Source organism: Streptomyces sp. NRRL S-1813 (assembly GCF_000719605.1).
Taxonomy (GTDB): Bacteria; Actinomycetota; Actinomycetes; order Streptomycetales; family Streptomycetaceae; genus Streptomyces; species Streptomyces decoyicus.
The window spans coordinates 274,562-290,514 of the sequence record NZ_JOHB01000002.1 but is presented as its reverse complement, the minus strand read 5'-3'; the positions used below and the strand labels follow the sequence as shown (position 1 = coordinate 290,514).

Genomic DNA, 15,953 nt, shown 5'->3' with positions numbered 1-15,953 from the left:
TGTGGCCCAGACGGCGCCGCCCGTGCCCCGGATGGGTCTGCCCGGACGACACACGGCCGCAGGAGGAGCCGCACCGCGGGGTACGGGGAAGACATCGGTCATGGACTTCACCGCCGCCGCCAGGCGAATCGCCGTCATCGGCGTCGGCAACGACTACCGGCACGACGACGGTGTGGGCTGGGCGGTCGTGACCGGCCTGGCGCAACGGGGGAAGCATCATCCGCTCTCCCGCGGGGTCAGGCTCATCTGTACCGATGGCGATCCGGCGCGCTTGATCAGCGCGTGGGAAGACGTCCACCTGGCCGTCGTCGTGGACGCCGCATACGCCCACCAGGGCCGGCGGCCCGGGCGCGTGCACCGTCTCCGGCCCGAAGGCGACCTACCGGGTATCTCCCGCGGTGAGACCAGCTCACACGGTTTCGCGCTGAGCAACACCGTCTGCCTCGCCCGCACGCTGGACCGGCTACCGGGAGAGTTGCTGCTCTACGCCGTCGAAGTGGCCGACACCAGCCTCGGCACCGGGCTGTCGCCGCAGGTCGCAGCTGCGGTCGGACCGCTCGTCCAGCAGATCGAGGAGGACATCGTGCGCCATGTTCCCGCTGATCGGTGACACCGGATTTCCTGGCATCGGGCGCCCCGGCATACCGGCCGGCGGCAGCTTCCCCGCAGGGGGCCGGTCGACTCCTCCCCACGGAAGTTCAGTCCCTCCCCGTCGGCAGTCATGCCGCCCCACAGTGGCATTGACGGCGACACCGAACCCCTCGGCGGTCTCAGTCGTGCGGGACCACGGCCACAGGGCACGTCACGTGGTGGATCGCGGCATGCGCGACGGGACCGACGCGGGGTGCGAGGAACGGGTGATGCCGCCTCCGGCCGACTACCAGAAGCTCCGCCCCTGGGACTGTCTGCACCATGGCCCGGGTCGGGCTCTCCGGCAGCACGGTCAGCTGTAGCGGCACGCCGGGGAAGCGCTCCCGCCAAGGATGTACGACTTCCCGCAGCTCATCCTCCGCCTCCTTGGTGATTTCCCCGGCGACTTCGGGGTCGATCCCCCAGGGCACATAGGCCTGCACAGGGAGCGAGCGTCCGTGCACGGCCTGCAACGGAAGCCCGCGGCTCGCCGCGGCCTCGAAGGCGAAGGCGAGCAGGGGATCGCAGGGGCCGTTGAGGCTCACGCCGACGACGATCCGCGGCTCGGGAGCCTGTGGGGCACTGTCCGCGGATTCAGGCGATGGTGGCTTCATCGACCAGCCCCCGCGGACCAGAACGACCGGCCGTTCCGCCTGGCCGACGACGTCCACGCTGACATCGCCGAGCACATAGCTCTCCCACGCCGTGAGAGCCCGGGACCCGAGCACGAGCATCCGCGACTCGTCCGCCGCGCGCAGCAGCGCCGGCAAGGCCTCGGACCCCACCAGGTCCTCGATGACCTTTAGGCGGGGATGGCGTGCACGGACCTCTTCCACGGCCTGACGCACGATCTGCCGGGCACCGGCGTTCTGGTCGCGGTCGGGGGGTGTGTCCGGCGCCTCGGCAGCCAGCAGGATCCAGGCGTGGAGGAGTCGCAGCACTGAGTTCCGTCGGTCCGCCTCGTCAGCTGCCCACTGTGCGGCTGCCAGGCTCTCCAGTGAGCCGTCGAGCCCGACAGTGATCAATTCCGGCTCCATGGCTGTCCTTCTTCCGGGGTGGAGAGCGGGAAACAGGTCTCAGTCACCCCTCCCACGCGTCGAGCCTGCTGGACGCCCCCTCCTTCGTTCAATGAGCCGATGGGCGCTGTCAGAGGGCCGGATGGCCCACTGTTCGCCTGCCCCTCGAATCTCTCGCCGAACGCACGATCGGGGCCCGTTCCGGTCTCCTCGGCGCCGAGTTCGTTGATCTTTTCTGTCTCCGCAATCTCTACTCTTCAATCTCTGCTCCATCCGCGCAGGCCTCGGCGAAGCTGAGCTCTTCGACGTGCTCGTCCGTCCGCGGTCACTACTGTGGAAGGTGTGACCGCGCCCCGGGCGGCCACCACGGAGGATGTGTTGTGGCTGACGAGCGAGCTGGCAGAACCGGAGCAGCGCGCCTGCCCCTGAACGCACTGCCTGACGAGCTGCAAGAGCGCCTCCGGGCGGTGGAACGGGGCACCAGCGGGTCGCCCCATCTGCTGCTCGAAGCAGTGATGTCCGTGGGCAGGGGGCTGGAGCTGCCGCAGGTGCTGCGCCGCATCGTCGAAGCAGCGGTCGTGCTCGTGGACGCCGAATACGGGGCGCTCGGCGTGATCGGTGATGACACCTGGCTCTCCCAGTTCCTGACTGTCGGGATCTCCGAGGAGGAGGCCAAGGCCATCGGTCACCTTCCGGCCGGCCACGGAATTCTGGGTGAACTGATCCGCCACCCGGCGCCTCTGCGCCTGACCGAACTGAGCGCGCACCCCTCGACGTACGGATTGCCGCCGCACCACCCGCCGATGCACTCGTTTCTCGGGGTGCCGATCCGGGTCGGCGACGAGGTCTTCGGCAATCTCTACCTCACCGAGAAGCGCGGTGGCAGGGAATTCGACGTCGAGGACGAGACCGTGCTGTCGACCCTGGCAGTGGCGGCCGGTGTGGCCATCGAGAACGCCCGTCTGTACGAGGAAGCCCGCTACCGACAGAGGTGGCTGGAGGCCAACGGCGAGATCGTCGCCGGACTGCTGCCCGGGGCGGGCGAGACCGATGTCCTGGAAATGATCGTCGACCACGCCGTGCGCATTCTCTCCGCCGATCTCGGTGTGCTGGCGCTGCCCGTCGACGGCGACAACGTGAGTGTCGCATTCGCTGTCGGTGTGGATGCCGATTCCCACCGCGGCCTGGTCCTTCCCCACCACGGATCCTTCGTCGGCGCAGCCCTCGCTACCCGAAGCCCTCTGATCAGTCTCGACGTCGAGCACGATCCCAGGATCACCACCGGTCCGCCCCGTTGGAGGGGGCTGGGTCCCGCGGTCGCCGTTCCGATGATCACCGACGATCGCGTGCGCGGTGTCCTGTTGCTGGCCCGGCTCCGCGGCCGCGATCCGTTCACCGAGCCGCAGACCGCGCCGCTGTTGACGTTCGCAGGTCAGGGAGCGCTCGCCATGGAGATGGCCGACCGGCGCCAGGACGCCGAGCAGTTGGCTCTGCTCAAGGACCATGAGCGAATCGCGCGCGACCTGCATGATCTGGCCATCCAACGGCTCTTCGCCACCGGCATGACGCTGCAGAGCGCGCTGCGTTTCGTCGATCACCCGGAGGCAAGCGAGCGGCTGTTGCGGGCGGTGGACGATCTGGACGAGACCATCAAGATCATCAGGTCCACCATCTTCGGACTCCGCGCCCACGACTCCGTCCGGGCCTCGCACGGCCTGCGGGTCCGCACGGTCACCGCGATGGAACGGGCAGCCCGCACTCTGGGCTTCACGCCGTCACTCCTCATGGAGGGACTCATCGACACCGATGTACCGCGGGAGATCGCCGAGCATGTGCTGGCCGTGCTCGACGAAGCCCTGTGCAATACGGCGCGGCACGCTCACGCCAGTGCCGCGGACGTGTCCCTGGTTGTCCGCGACCGGCGGCTGACGCTCACGGTCGAGGACAACGGCGTCGGCATCCCGGAGGACGGTCGACGCAGCGGCCTGAACAACCTCGCCAAGCGGGCGGAAAGCCTGGGCGGCGAGTTGGCGATCGAGGCGCCGGTGGAAGGCGCGCGCGTGGTGTGGCGCGTACCGCTGCCCTGGGCATAGAGCGCACCCGCGCCCCACGCCTCAGTCGTGATGCCGGCCGGTCGCCGCGCCCGGGGCTGCCTGGCTGGCGAGGACTGCCGCCTGAATACGCCGTTCCACACCGAGTTTGGCCAGCAGGCGGGAGATGTGGTTCTTGACGGTCTTCTCGGAAAGATAGAGTCGCTTGCCGATTTGCCGGTTCGTCAGCCCTTCGCCGATCAGGCCGAGGATCTCCCTCTCCCGTGGCGAGAGGCTCGACAGCGCATCGGCTTCGGGCTCCTCGTCGGAGTCCTCGCCGCGCAGCGCACTCATCAGCCGCGACGTCGTCGCCGGGTCGAGCATCGAACGTCCGGAGGCAATCGTGCGCACCGCCGCGACAAGATCTGCCCCCTTGATCTCCTTCAGCACATAGCCCGCCGCACCGGCCATGATGGCGTCGAGCAGCGCATCGTCGTCGTCGAACGAGGTGAGCATCAGGCAGCCCAGATGCGGCATGCGCGAGCGCAGCTCCCGGCACACGGAGACCCCGTCGCCGTCCGGCAGCCGTACGTCGAGCACCGCGACATCCGGCCGGAGCGCCGGTCCGCGGACGAGCGCATGGCTCGCCGTACCGGCGTCGCCCACCACCTCGATGTCCGGCTCCGCATCGAGGAGATCCTGCACACCCCGACGGACGACCTCGTGATCGTCGAGCAGGAACACGCGGATCGGGCGCTGCGGTGAGAATGCGTCTGCGTCGGTCATGGTGCCCTCCGGCCCGGGGTACACGTCGGCCCCCGCCTACCCCCCATCGTGAGCCGTCCCTGACGTGCTCGCCAGGGCCGAACGGTCCCGCGCCCGCCGCGCCGGCAGTCCCCAGCCGCCTCCTGGTGGGGCCGTTCGGCCCCTCACCCCCGCTCGTCAGGCGTGCCAAGGTCGAAGAACCGGCGAAAGGGGTGCGTCATGCCTCTGACGAAGATCCGCTGGCGGTGGCTGCGGAACCCGCTGAAGCGTGGCACGGACATGGCGGAGTCCTGGATGCTCCTGGCCACTGTGGTCCTGATCGCAGGGCTGGCCCCTGCCGCCGGTATAGCGGCCGCGAGCGCGGTGGACGCCGCGTCCCAGCGGCAGAGCCGCGAGTGGACGAGCGTGTCCGCCGTGCTCACGGAAGATTCCCCCGCTCGCATCGGTATTGATTCCACGGGCGGCGGCAGCGGCCGGGTCCACGCGACGGTGCGGTGGAAGGCCACGGACGGCACGCTCCGCACCGGAGAAACGGCTGTGGCGCCGGGTCGGCGGGCCGGCGATCACACCACGGCCTGGCTCGACCGGCGAGGATCTCTGCTGCGGGATCCCACCACCCCCGTGGACTCCCTCGCCCAGAGCGTCGCGGTCGGCGCGGTCACCGCGTCCACCACCGGTCTGCTGCTCCTCGGCGCGGACAAGGTCGGTGTCGTCCTGCTGAACCGCCGACGCTATGCCCAGTGGGAGAAGGAGTGGGGAGACACGGACGCCCAGGGGCGGCACCAGCAGCCCTGAATCGCGGCGCATGCGCATCGTCGCCGGAGGGCTGTGCCGCCTCTTCCGCACCGAGCACAGCCACGGCGAGGCACGGAGGTCGTCCGGATCAGAACGGCGTGGCCGCGGCTACGCAGGCTGTCGGTACGGGGCCTCGTGCTGAGAGGTGAGTCGATTGACCACTCCTGTGACGCCGTCGACCTGCTGCGTCATCCACACCGCTATGGCTACCGCGCCACTTGTCTCCAGACGTCCGCTGAGGGTCACCACACCGTCGGTCACGGAGACGGCCACGCTCTTCGGGCCCAGCCATAGCGCCCGCACCACGATCTCGTCGGTCACCTCGTCGCCGATGTCCGCGTCCGGACGGGCGAAGATCTGCAGCACATCGCGCCGGGTGACCATGCCGACCAGCCGGGCCTCCTCATCCACCACAGGCAGCCGTTCCATGCCGCTTGTACTCATGAGGCGGGCCGCACGGACCACGGAGTCGTCGGCACGGACCGTACGAGCCGGCGTGGACATCACAGCGCCGGCGGTGAGCACGCCGCCTGCGGCTGCCGCTCGCCGAGTGCGCTTCAGGTCCGTCGCGGAGACGACTCCAAGCACCCTGTCATCGGAATCCACCACAGGCAGACCGTTGATGTCGTACTCGGCCAGCCACCGCGCTATGTCAGCAACCGGCGTCCCGCTGAGTGCACTGATGACCTCGTCGGTCATTACGCTTCCGACCCATCGACGCTTCATCTCGGCCTCGCTCTCAGCTCGTGTCCGTGCCTCACGGAAGCCTGCGCAGATAGGGATCAGGGGCGCGGCGCGGCAGCAGGCGAACCCGGGCGTCAACGACGGTGATGCCGTCCGGCGGCCTGCTTCGGAGCGCCCGGCATCGACCGTCAGAAGCGGCACAGCGCGCGCGACGCGCCGGGCCGTACGGGAGAAGGCACGGGGATTGCCGAACGACTCCAGGTGCAGCAGCGCCAGATCGGTTCGGCCGTCACACTCCCACCACTGTAGGAGGTCGTTGCTGCTGACATCGCGTTTGTCGCCGAGCGAGACGAAGCTGGAAATGCCGATACCCAGGCGGGAGAGTCCGTCGAGGAGCGCGATGCCGACGCCTCCGGACTGCACGGCGACCCCGGCGGTGCCCGGCAGCGGGTTGGTGACGGCGAAGGTCGCGTCCATGCGGACCGGCTCTTCCGTATTGGCGATGCCCAGGCAGTTGGGGCCGACCAACCGTATGTCCCAGCGGCGGCAGGCCGCGGTCAGCTCCGTGCTCTGCCCCTCGTCGAGACCCGATGTCACGACCACCAGCGCTCTGACGCCGGCCCTGCCGCACTGGACCGCGGCCTCGGGAACACCAGCAGCCGGTATGGCGATGACGGCGAGGTCCGGCAGGCGGGGAAGATCGGCGATGGACGGGTACGCCGGGACGCGCAACACGGCGTACGCATGCGGATTGACGGCGTAGAGCAGCCCGGCGAAGTGTGCCTCGCGCAGGTTGTGCAGGATGGCCCGCCCGACCGAACCGGGCCGGGTGCCCGCTCCTATCACCGCGATGGAGCGGGGGCGCAGCAGCGGCTGCAGGCTCGCGGTGTCGGCGGTACGGCCCCGGATGTCCAGTGCCGAGAGGTAACGTTCGTCCGGTGCAAGCCGGATGATGCCGCGCACCGTGGCGCCGTCGTACTGCCGCGTGACCCGCAGGCCGAGGTCTGCGAAGACCTTGTGGATGAGGTGGTTGTCGGCGAGTACGTCGGCGGTGAAGGCTGCGATTCCGTTCTCGCGGGCGATGTGGACGAGGTGTTCCAGCAGCAGCGTGCCCACGCCTCGTTGGTGGAAGTCGTCGGCGACCGCCAGGGCGATCTCGGCGGAGGCGGGGTCCTCGATGGTCTCGTACTCGGCGGTGCCGATCAGCCGGTCGCCATGCACGGCGACCAGCGTGCGGTGTCCGGGGCCAGGGGGCGCGCAGAGCCTGTCCGCGGCCTGCTCTCCGGAGCGGCGGCTCACCACGAAGAACCTGCTGCGCAGATTGTCGGCCGACATCTCCTCGTAGAGCCGGAGCACCTGTCCGCGGTCCTGCGGGCACGCCGGGCGCAGCCGGACCGTGCTTCCGTCGGCCAGCAGTGCGCAGACCTCTTGTGTACGAGATGCAGTGTGTGTCATCGCGCTGGCCTTACTCCAGGGTCCTGACTCTCACCATGGGCTGTGGCGCCCCTGGCGCACGAGGGCCGTCCGGTGCTGTCCGCGGGGACCGACAGGCCCTGCCACGCGCCTGCTCCGTCGCCAAGGCCGGCTCAGACTTGCGGCCCCGCCACCGGCGGTCCCGTCGGGACAGGAGTGGGTTCCGTGACATCGAACGCCACGTCCACGACGCCCTCGACCGCCCGCACCAGGCGGGTCGCGACGGGGAGGAGTGAGGTGCTGCGGACCATGCCGTGGAGGGTGACCACCCCGTCGGTGACGGTGACCTCCAGGTCCTTCGAAGAGTCGCCGAACAGCCGGCCGACGATCTCCGTTCGTACTTCCTCTGCCAGGTCCTCGTCGGAGCGCAGAAAGACCTTCAGCAGGTCGGAGCGGCTGACGATGCCTTGCAGCAAACCTGCGCTGTCGACCACGGGAAGCCGTTTCACGGACTTGAAGGCCATCGTCCGCGCCGCCTGGGCAATGGTGTCGCCGGCGTGCACCGTCAGGGCGGGCGAGCTCATCAGCTCTCCCGCCGTCAGTGCACCGGCCTTGCGCACATCGTCCCGCCGTCGCAGCTGCTCCATACGGTTCGGCTCCGACTCCCGGAATTCTTCCTTCGGCAGCAGATCGGCTTCGGAGACAACGCCGATCACCCGCCCCTCCCCCACAAGCACGGGCAGAGCGCTGACCTTCCAGTGCTCCATGGTCTCGATGATCTCCTTGAACGGCGCTTCCTGTCCGACCGCGACAACTGTCTGGGTCATCACATCGCTGACGGTGTGCGGAGTGTGCTCCATGGCGTCTCCTCGGGACGGGACGGGCCGTCGCACGGCCGATGCGACACGTCCAGCCTGCTGTCGCCCGTCCGCACCGGGCAGGGGCCGTCCGGCCCCAACCACCGCCGGTCGGCCGGGTCCGGACATGCCACGCACTCGTACCTTCGCGCCTTCGCGTGCACGCGCCGTAGCACACGTCCCCTGTTGGGCCGGTCGGCCCGGGAAAAGGCCCTGCGGCTCCTCCCCTGGACCGTCCACGCCGAGCAGCGTGTGAAGCGAATGACGCCTTCGCTCTCACTGGAGGTACCCATGACGCGCCCCGTGGCTGCCGGTGTGGACGGATCGCCTGCGGGCCTCGCCGCCGCGGACTGGGGTGCCCGGGAAGCACAGCTGAGGGACGTGCCGCTACGGCTCGTCCATGCCTGGGAGTGGCAGCCCTTTGCACATGCACCGCCCGCCGGGCCGGAGGCCGCACGCCGCTGGTCCGAGGGGGTACCGCGTGAGGTGACCGCCCAGCTGCACCACCGCTACCCGGACCTCGACATCACGGCAGACCTCCTCACCGGTCCGCCTCCGGAGATGCTGTGCGCGGCGGCCAAAGAAGCCGAGCTCCTGGTGATCGGCACCGCCGGCGTCGGCGGGCTCGCCGGATTCCTGCTCGGCTCCGTCGCGATGGCCACGGTCGCGCACGCCGAGCAGCCCGTCGTACTGGTCCGTGCCCGGCGGCCGGACGAGGACGAGCATCCCGGACAAGGGCCGGTAAGCATGTCAGGCCGACGGGTCGTCGTCGGCCTGGACCTCGGCCGCCCCAGCGACGCAGTGATCCGCTTCTCCTTCGACGCGGCGGCGCTGCGAGCCTCCCCCTTGTTGGTGGTGCACGGCTGGAACCCCCCGGGCTACTACGGCGTACACAGCATCGGCGCGTATCCGAGCTGGGCAGCCGATATCGAGGCCGAGGAGACGGAAACCCTCCGCAAGGCACTCCTGCCGTGGCGCGAGAGGTATCCGGCGGTGGATGTGGTGGAGCAAGCCGTCATCGGTCAGCCGGCCCACCACCTGCTGGACGCCGCGACCGACGCCGACCTCGTCATCATCGGTCGCCGCACCCCCTTTTTGACGGCGGCACCGTTCCGCATCGGCCACATCGCCCACGCCGTCCTGCACCACTGCCCGGCGCCGGTCGCCGTCGTCCCCCACGACTGACCGCACCCGCATTCCACCACCGACCGCCCGAAGAAGGGTCACCGTCATGATCCGCTACGTGTACGACTTCACCGACGGCGGACAGGCCATGGCCAATCTGCTGGGCGGCAAGGGCGCTCACCTCGCGGAGATGACCCGCATGTGCCTGCCCGTTCCCCCCGGGTTCACCATCACCACCCAGGCGTGCCGCTCCTTCCTCGCCAGCGGCAGCGAACCGGAACAGCTCACCGCCGAGCTGTCCGAGCACCTCGCCACCCTGGAAGAGGCCATGGGCCGCCGTCTCGGAGACCCGAACGACCCGCTGCTGCTCTCCGTCCGGTCCGGAGCCCAGCACTCCATGCCGGGCATGATGGAGACCATTCTCGATGTCGGGCTCAACGACACAACCGTGCGCGGCCTGGCCGAGGTGTCGGGCAACGCCGACTTCGCCTGGGACTCCTACCGTCGGCTGCTTCAGATGTACGGCGCCACCGTGCTGGGAGTGGACCCGAGCCTCTTCGCCTCGGAACTGGCTCGCCACCCGGAGGCGCCCGAACTCCCTCTCGTCGTCGAGGAGTTCAAGGAGATCATCCGGACGGCGGAGGAGGAGTTCCCGCAGGACCCGGCCACGCAGTTGCGTCGCGCCGTGCGTGCCGTCTTCCGGTCCTGGAACGGCGAACGTGCGAAGGTTTACCGGCGCCGCGAGCACATCGCCGAGGATCTGGGCACCGCCGTGACCGTCCAGGCCACGGTCTACGGCAACCTCGGCCCGGACTCCGGAACCGGTGTCGCCTTCACCCACGATCCCGCGACCGGCCACGAGGGCGTGTACGGCGACTACCTGCCCAACGCCCAGGGAGAGGATGTCGTCTCCGGTGTCCGCAGCGCATGACTGGCTGGCCGCGCATGAAGCTAGCTCCCCTCATAGGCCCCTTGGAATCGATCATCTAGGCTGGCGCGGTGACTGATGAGCAGGAGCGGGTGCAGCCGTCGGGAGTGTGGGCCACGGCGGTGGGGGTGGCCAGGGTGCGGGCGCTGGAGACCGAGCGGGAGAACGCGCTTTTCCGCGACCCACTGGCACAGGCCTTCGCCACCGCCGGCGGCCTGTGGCCCTCCTCGCCGCCGCTGCCCGATGACGAGGCCGCGCGACGCCGACGGCTGGCCGTGTCGTTCTCCATCGTCATCAGGACGAAGTTCCTCGACGACCTGTTGCAGCAGGCCTCCGCGTCCGGGGTCCGGCAGGTCGTGCTGCTCGGCGCCGGCATGGACAGCCGGGCCTTCCGGATGGACTGGCCCGAGGGCACCCGGCTGTTCGAGGTCGACACCGCCGCGCCACTGGACTTCAAGGCTTCGGTGCTGCGCCAGGAGCAGGCCGTCGCGCGCTGCGAGCGGCTCACCGTCGCAGTGGATCTGCGTGAGGACTGGCCAGGCGCGCTGGCCGCCGCAGGGCACGACCCGGCCGTGCCGACCGCGTGGATCGCCGAAGGACTACTGATCTATCTGCCCGAGGATGCGGTGGAGCTACTGCTGGCCCGGATCAGCACGCAGTCGGCGGCAGGCAGTCGGATGGGGCTGGCATTGGGCTCGCGCGGCGTGATCGAGCGCTTCGGCGCGGACGCCGCGCCGGGATCGGCGGCGTCCATGTGGATCTCGGAGATGCCCGACGACCCGGTGGGCTGGCTGGCCGGGCACGGCTGGGAGGCCGACAGCCACACCCTGCGCGAGCGCGCTGCCGCCTACGGCCGCCCGATCAGCACCCCGCCGCAGCGCGAGGAGCGGCCCGGCGGACTGATCTCGGCGGTCCGCCGGTAGAGCGCCTCCCGGTTCCCTAGATGTTCCCTAGATGATCGATTCCAAGGGGGCCTGATGAGTGGAGCTAGCTTCATGCGCGGCCGGCCAGTCATGCGCGCACTGACCGCCTACGACCGCCGAAGTCCGCCCGAAAATCGCCTGGCTGGACGGTGGCGAGCTCCTGCGCAAACGAGTCCTGTTGGCGTAACCGAGAGTCACGCGACCACACGAAGTGGACCAGAGCCGAGTGACAACAGCACCTCGTCACACACCGGCTTCCTCTGGGCCGGCTACCGCCCGTCCCCCGCACCGCGCGGTCACATCTGCCGTCCCGCCACCGGCGGTTCGGGCCGTACGGACGCGGTGCCGGTCACATCGAACTCCACGTCCACCACCCCCTCGACCGACCGCACCAGGCGTGCGATCACCGGGACGAGCGAGGTGTCCCGGACCCGCCCGCTGAGCGTGACGACCCCGTCGGCGACCGTGACCTGGAGATCCTTGGTCGGCGCCGCGAACAGCGCGCCCACGATGTCCCGGCGGACTTCCTCCGCGAGGTCTTCGTCCGAACGCAGAAAGACCTTCAGCAGATCGGCACGGCTGACGATGCCTCTCAGCACCCCGTGCCCGTCCACCACCGGAAGCCGTTTGACGGACTCGTGCGCCATCATCCGTGCGGCCTGGGAGAGCGTGGCATCGGCTCGCACGGTCAGGGCGGGGCTCGTCATCAGCTCCCCCGCCGTCACAGCTTCCGCCCTACGAACGTCGTCCACCTGCCGCAGCTGCTCCAGACGGTCGGGGTCCGACTCCCGGAACTGCTCCTTCGGCAGCAGATCGGCCTCGGAGACCACTCCGACCACGCGGCTCTCCCCCGCCAGCACCGGCAGAGCGCTGACCTTCCACTCCTCCATGGTCTCGACAACTTCCTTGAACCGCGCCCCCCTGTCGACCGCGGCCACGGTCTTCGTCATCACATCCCTGACGATGTGCGGAGTGTTCAGCATGATGCCTCCTCGTACCCGGACCGACGTCACATGGCCGGCAACGACACTTCCAGCCTGAAATGCACCGAGCCGGCCGGGCAGGGGCCGTCCGGTCCCTTTCACTGCCGATCGGCAGGGGCGGGAAGATGTCGCACCGCTCACCCACGGAAGGCGGGGCCATTGGACCTATTCCAACCTGCAACCCAAGAGCCAGACACTGTCTATACGCCTCGCAGGGCGGCAGGCAGCGGATCACGCCGCGCTCTGCCGGACAAACGTGAAGGAGCCAGCGTTATGACCACCGCACGCGACATCATGCACAGCGGCGCCACCTGCGTGCAGGAGACCGAAACCGTGGAAGACGCGGCACGCCTCATGCACGACCTCGATGTAGGCGCACTCCCCATCTGCGGCCCCGATGACCGACTCCACGGGATCATCACTGACCGCGACATCGTCCTGAAGTGCCTCGCCAGGGGCAAGGACCCCAAGAGGATGACCGCCGGCGAGCTCGCCCAGGGCAAACCTTTCACCATCAGCGCCGAAGCCGGAAGCGAACAGGTCCTGCACGCCATGGCAGAACACCGGATCCGGCGGCTGCCGGTCATCGACGATCACCGGTTGGTCGGCATGATCAGTGAGGCCGATCTCGCCCGGCATCTGCCGGAAGAGAAGGTAGGGCACTTCGTCGAAGCCATCTGTGCGACTGCTTGACGACCACCACAGCATCCAACCGCCCAACAGCGCACAGCGCAAGATGGTGGATATCCATGGTCTCGTTCCAGCGAGCGAGCCCGACCGACAGCACGACTCCGGTCCGACCGTCGATCGTGCCGCGCACGGTTGTTCCGGGGGCCCTCCGACGATGTCGGGGGCCAGTTCACTCCACGGCCCGGCTCCGGCACAGCTGCAAAGTGCGGTGCGGCCACGGCAGAGCCGGGAGGGGCAGGGCCCCGGCGGCCACGCACTGGTGATGTCCTCCTTTACAGCGTCTCCTCGCATGCCCGGGACATGAGGAAGATGTTGCAGTCGACACCCAACGCGACCAGAAAGACGAAGCCGTAGAGCTCACGGATGCATCCGTGGCGCTGAATCCGAAGACGTGCTCAGAACGCGCTCCGCTGCTTCAAGCCCTCCCCCGGAAGCGATCGCGCAGCTCACCAGCCTGCTCGCACCTGGCTACCGCATACGCTGAGTCTGCCCGGCGGCGACGCTCGAGGGTGGGCGGCCGTACGGCGGCCTCACGCTGCGGTCGATCTTCAGGCCGCGGGCATGAACCCCTGGGGCCGTTCGGCCCACCACCGGGAGCCATGCGCCCGGTTTCCACCGAAGCCGTTCCTCATCCACGCTGGAATTGAGAAAACCGGCCGAGGAAGTGATCAGCATGATGTGGTATTACGGCGGCTGGGGCTGGGGCGGCTGGTTCGTCATGACCGCGGTCATGGTGCTGTTCTTCGCACTGGCGCTCGTCGGCATCGTTGCCCTTGTCCACTACCTGACCAGGGACCACCGTGGCCACCAGCCCGGCCCGCCTCCTCCATCGGGCAAGAATGGGTGGGGAGGCAGGCGAGCAGAGGATCTGCTCGCCGAGCGGTTCGCCCGCGGGGAAATCGACGAGGACGAATACAAGCGTCGCCTCGCGCTGCTGCGGGAACAGCGGTGAATGCGGACCGCGGACGCCGGATGTGGCTGGTCCTGGGCGGTGCTGCGGCGCTGCTGCTGGGCATTGCCACGACGGCGCTGTTGGCCACGACGCTCTCGCGGAAGCTCCCGGCCTGACGCTGACGGCCGACACCGCGAGAGCGACTTCGTCCTGCAGAGCTTCGGCCAAGTCGGCCCGGACGGGGTGTCGGCCTGCGTCGGCGGAGAGGGGCGGGCTGGGCGGTCGAGCATGCCAGCGGCGACGGTCGCATAGCCGAAGGCTCCGAACCGGCGCACTGGGCAATCCGGAGCCGTCGCAGGAGTCCGGAGGCCGTGCCAGGGCTGAACCAACTCCGGCGCCGAATCGCGCCGTAAAGCTCGTCGTCGAGCCAGCCACGGATCACCACACCGCGCTGAATCTGATCATGCGGCGGCGGCCCGAGTCTCTCCTGGACCGCGCCGACAGCCCGCCCTCCCCGCGTTCAGGTTGCCGACGCCAAGACCCGGTCCGTTCCCGGCCCAACCTCTGGCTCAGCCTGCAGTCACCGCTTCCTGGCTGACGCGGGTCCCTTCCTGCGCTTGGCGGACCCGGGAAGGGAAGCCCCCGCAGTGGGCGTTGCCGCGACTCGCAAGCCTGGACTATCGGGGCACCATTGCTCTGGCTCCCGTTCCGGACGTTCCCGCCATGAACAAGGTTCTGTGGCGGGACATCGCCCACGCCTCCGAATCCGGACTTGCGCCCACGGAGCATCAGATCGATCAGCCGGGCCTTTAGGCACATCCGCCCAAAGACTGCCTGCCCGGCCAGAGCACCGAAACCCTCCCGACCCGGCCCCGGACGATCCCCAGGCCGAAAGAACACCCGACCCACCCCACGCCACGACGTGCGCACACCCCGCAAAACGCAGCCAGCGCAACCGCGAGCGAAGAAATCGCCTACGCCACGGCCTCGCCGCACAAGTTAAGGATCAAGTCAGTGTCAACACGCGGAACTTGCCCGTTGCGAAGGAATGCTCTGGGGCTCTCTACTGGACGCTCGGACGCCAGATTTGCTTGGCCGTCTCGTATCCCAAGCGGCTGACTGATGGCCTCAGAGTGAGGCCCATGCCTCCCCGCCCGTCTCAAGTCAGAAGCTGACGCGGCGCGTCAAATCCCTGGTGAGCCGACTCGCGTGTAGGTCTTCGGGGCGCTGGTGCCGCCGGGCGTGCTGACGGTGACAGTGACCGGCCCGGCGGCTCCGGGCAGGGCGTCGACGACGATGTGGCTGTCGGAGACGACCGTGAACCCGGCAGTGGCGCCGCCAACGAGCACCGTGGTCGCCTGGGCGAGGTTGGTACCGGTGAGGGTGAAGGTGATGCCACCGGAGGTGGGCCCCTGACTTGGGATCAGAGTCGCGACAACGGGTGCCGGCAGGTAGGTGTACGAGGCCGCGTTGCTCGTCCCGCCGGCGGTGCTGACGGTGACATCGGCCAGCCCCGCGGCTCCTGCAGGAACCACAGCCGTGATCTGGGTGTCCGAGACCACTGTGAACGCTGATGCTGCGGTGGTACCGAAGCGCACCGCGGTGGCCTCGATGAGGTGGACACCGGTGAGGGTGACGGTGTTCCCGCCCGAGAGCGGGCCCGAGGGTGGGGCGACGCCGGTGAGGGCCGGGGCGCTGACGTAGAAGTAGGCGCTCGGGAGGGTGCTGGTGCCGCCCGGGGTGGTGACGGTGACACCGACCGGCCCTGCGGTGGCCGCAGGGACCACGGCGGTGATCTGGGTCGGGGAGACGACCGTGAAGGAAGTTGCCGGGGTGGCGCCGAAGGTGACCGCAGTGGCTCCGGTGAGGTTGGTGCCGGTGAGGGTGACGGTGTTCCCGCCCGAGGTGGGGCCCTGGTTGGGGACGACGCCGCTCAGGGTGGGCGCCACGGAGTAGGTGTAGGAGATCCCGTTGCTGGTGCCGCCCGGGGTCGTGACGGTGACCGGCACGGTGCCGGTGCCGGCCGGAGCGACGGCGGTGATGTGGGTGTCGGAGACGACGGTGAAGGAGACTGCGGGCGTGGCACCGAACCGCACCGCGCTGGCGGTGGCCAGCCCCGTGCCGGTCAGAGTGACTGTTGTGCCTCCGGCTGCCGGGCCCGATGTGGGGGCCACCGAGGTCAGGACGGGTACCGGAACTGTCGTGTACGTGAACGGCACACC

The 15,953-nt window shown here is 69.2% G+C and carries 13 protein-coding genes and 3 pseudogenes; 9 read left to right on the top strand and 7 right to left on the bottom strand.

The annotated features are described in order from the left end of the window. Positions 1–100: 100 nt before the first annotated feature. On the top strand, positions 101–610 hold the full coding sequence (locus IF67_RS0105965) for a hydrogenase maturation protease (protein ID WP_030982853.1): 510 nt from the start codon (positions 101–103) through the stop codon (positions 608–610). A 160-nt stretch (positions 611–770) separates the two neighbouring features. Here IF67_RS0105965 and IF67_RS0105960 read toward each other — a convergent pair whose 3' ends face one another. After that, positions 771–1,667 carry a universal stress protein gene (locus tag IF67_RS0105960; RefSeq protein ID WP_030982851.1) on the bottom strand — a complete coding sequence of 299 codons (897 nt, stop codon included), beginning with the start codon at positions 1,665–1,667 and terminating at the stop codon, positions 771–773. Positions 1,668–2,113: 446 nt separating this feature from the next. Between IF67_RS0105960 and IF67_RS0105955 the strand changes: the two genes are divergently transcribed. Continuing rightward, positions 2,114–3,739 (top strand): GAF domain-containing sensor histidine kinase, encoded by a 1,626-nt coding sequence (locus tag IF67_RS0105955; RefSeq protein ID WP_324608868.1) that lies wholly within the window; start codon positions 2,114–2,116, stop codon positions 3,737–3,739. Between the two features lie 21 nt (positions 3,740–3,760). On the opposite strand, the gene IF67_RS0105950 is transcribed toward IF67_RS0105955, so the two are convergent. After that, on the bottom strand, positions 3,761–4,462 hold the full coding sequence (locus tag IF67_RS0105950; RefSeq protein ID WP_030982848.1) for a response regulator: 702 nt from the start codon (positions 4,460–4,462) through the stop codon (positions 3,761–3,763). 198 nt (positions 4,463–4,660) lie between these two features. Between IF67_RS0105950 and IF67_RS0105945 the strand changes: the two genes are divergently transcribed. After that, positions 4,661–5,236: a hypothetical protein gene (locus tag IF67_RS0105945; RefSeq protein WP_063754303.1), complete on the top strand. Its 576-nt coding sequence runs from the start codon at positions 4,661–4,663 to the stop codon at positions 5,234–5,236. A 108-nt stretch (positions 5,237–5,344) separates the two neighbouring features. Here IF67_RS0105945 and IF67_RS44655 read toward each other — a convergent pair whose 3' ends face one another. From IF67_RS44655 to IF67_RS0105935, 3 genes and pseudogenes are all read right to left on the bottom strand, one after another. Continuing rightward, a complete protein-coding gene (locus IF67_RS44655; RefSeq protein WP_234341003.1) occupies positions 5,345–5,935 on the bottom strand; it encodes a CBS domain-containing protein in 591 nt (196 codons plus the stop codon). 129 nt (positions 5,936–6,064) lie between these two features. Further along, a pseudogene (locus IF67_RS44650) lies at positions 6,065–7,375 on the bottom strand (GNAT family N-acetyltransferase); the annotation flags it as partial. 131 nt (positions 7,376–7,506) lie between these two features. Then, positions 7,507–8,193: a CBS domain-containing protein gene (locus IF67_RS0105935; RefSeq protein ID WP_030982843.1), complete on the bottom strand. Its 687-nt coding sequence runs from the start codon at positions 8,191–8,193 to the stop codon at positions 7,507–7,509. A 288-nt stretch (positions 8,194–8,481) separates the two neighbouring features. Between IF67_RS0105935 and IF67_RS0105930 the strand changes: the two genes are divergently transcribed. From IF67_RS0105930 to IF67_RS0105920, 3 genes and pseudogenes are all read left to right on the top strand, one after another. Beyond that, positions 8,482–9,375: a universal stress protein gene (locus tag IF67_RS0105930; protein ID WP_030982842.1), complete on the top strand. Its 894-nt coding sequence runs from the start codon at positions 8,482–8,484 to the stop codon at positions 9,373–9,375. Between the two features lie 46 nt (positions 9,376–9,421). Beyond that, a pseudogene (locus IF67_RS0105925) lies at positions 9,422–10,240 on the top strand (PEP/pyruvate-binding domain-containing protein); the annotation flags it as partial. Between the two features lie 74 nt (positions 10,241–10,314). Next, entirely contained in the window at positions 10,315–11,166 is an 852-nt protein-coding gene (locus tag IF67_RS0105920; protein ID WP_030982840.1) for a class I SAM-dependent methyltransferase, read from the top strand. 296 nt (positions 11,167–11,462) lie between these two features. Here IF67_RS0105920 and IF67_RS0105915 read toward each other — a convergent pair whose 3' ends face one another. Then, positions 11,463–12,149, bottom strand: coding sequence for a CBS domain-containing protein (locus IF67_RS0105915; RefSeq protein WP_030982839.1), 687 nt, complete (start codon positions 12,147–12,149; stop codon positions 11,463–11,465). A gap of 273 nt (positions 12,150–12,422) precedes the next feature. Between IF67_RS0105915 and IF67_RS0105910 the strand changes: the two genes are divergently transcribed. The 3 genes and pseudogenes from IF67_RS0105910 to IF67_RS45935 all read left to right on the top strand — a co-directional run. Next, positions 12,423–12,842: a CBS domain-containing protein gene (locus IF67_RS0105910; RefSeq protein ID WP_030982838.1), complete on the top strand. Its 420-nt coding sequence runs from the start codon at positions 12,423–12,425 to the stop codon at positions 12,840–12,842. Positions 12,843–13,512: 670 nt separating this feature from the next. Beyond that, the gene (locus tag IF67_RS0105905) at positions 13,513–13,791 is read left to right on the top strand and encodes an SHOCT domain-containing protein (protein ID WP_030982837.1); all 279 of its coding nucleotides are present in this window, start codon (positions 13,513–13,515) and stop codon (positions 13,789–13,791) included. 691 nt (positions 13,792–14,482) lie between these two features. Then, positions 14,483–14,734 (top strand): annotated as a pseudogene (locus tag IF67_RS45935) (transposase); the annotation flags it as partial. 181 nt (positions 14,735–14,915) lie between these two features. On the opposite strand, the gene IF67_RS44640 reads toward IF67_RS45935, so the two are convergent. Then, complete coding sequence (locus IF67_RS44640) at positions 14,916–15,950, bottom strand: IPT/TIG domain-containing protein (protein ID WP_420708612.1); 1,035 nt, start codon at positions 15,948–15,950, stop codon at positions 14,916–14,918. Between the last annotated feature and the right edge of the window lie 3 nt (positions 15,951–15,953).

Coding starts and splice junctions, on each gene's coding strand:
- IF67_RS0105965 (WP_030982853.1), top strand. CDS start 101: ATGGACTTCACCGCCGCCGCCAGGCGAATCGCCGTCATCGGCGTCGGC.
- IF67_RS0105960 (WP_030982851.1), bottom strand. CDS start 1,667: ATGGAGCCGGAATTGATCACTGTCGGGCTCGACGGCTCACTGGAGAGC.
- IF67_RS0105950 (WP_030982848.1), bottom strand. CDS start 4,462: ATGACCGACGCAGACGCATTCTCACCGCAGCGCCCGATCCGCGTGTTC.
- IF67_RS0105945 (WP_063754303.1), top strand. CDS start 4,661: ATGCCTCTGACGAAGATCCGCTGGCGGTGGCTGCGGAACCCGCTGAAG.
- IF67_RS44655 (WP_234341003.1), bottom strand. CDS start 5,935: ATGACCGACGAGGTCATCAGTGCACTCAGCGGGACGCCGGTTGCTGAC.
- IF67_RS0105935 (WP_030982843.1), bottom strand. CDS start 8,193: ATGGAGCACACTCCGCACACCGTCAGCGATGTGATGACCCAGACAGTT.
- IF67_RS0105930 (WP_030982842.1), top strand. CDS start 8,482: ATGACGCGCCCCGTGGCTGCCGGTGTGGACGGATCGCCTGCGGGCCTC.
- IF67_RS0105915 (WP_030982839.1), bottom strand. CDS start 12,149: ATGCTGAACACTCCGCACATCGTCAGGGATGTGATGACGAAGACCGTG.
- IF67_RS0105910 (WP_030982838.1), top strand. CDS start 12,423: ATGACCACCGCACGCGACATCATGCACAGCGGCGCCACCTGCGTGCAG.
- IF67_RS0105905 (WP_030982837.1), top strand. CDS start 13,513: ATGATGTGGTATTACGGCGGCTGGGGCTGGGGCGGCTGGTTCGTCATG.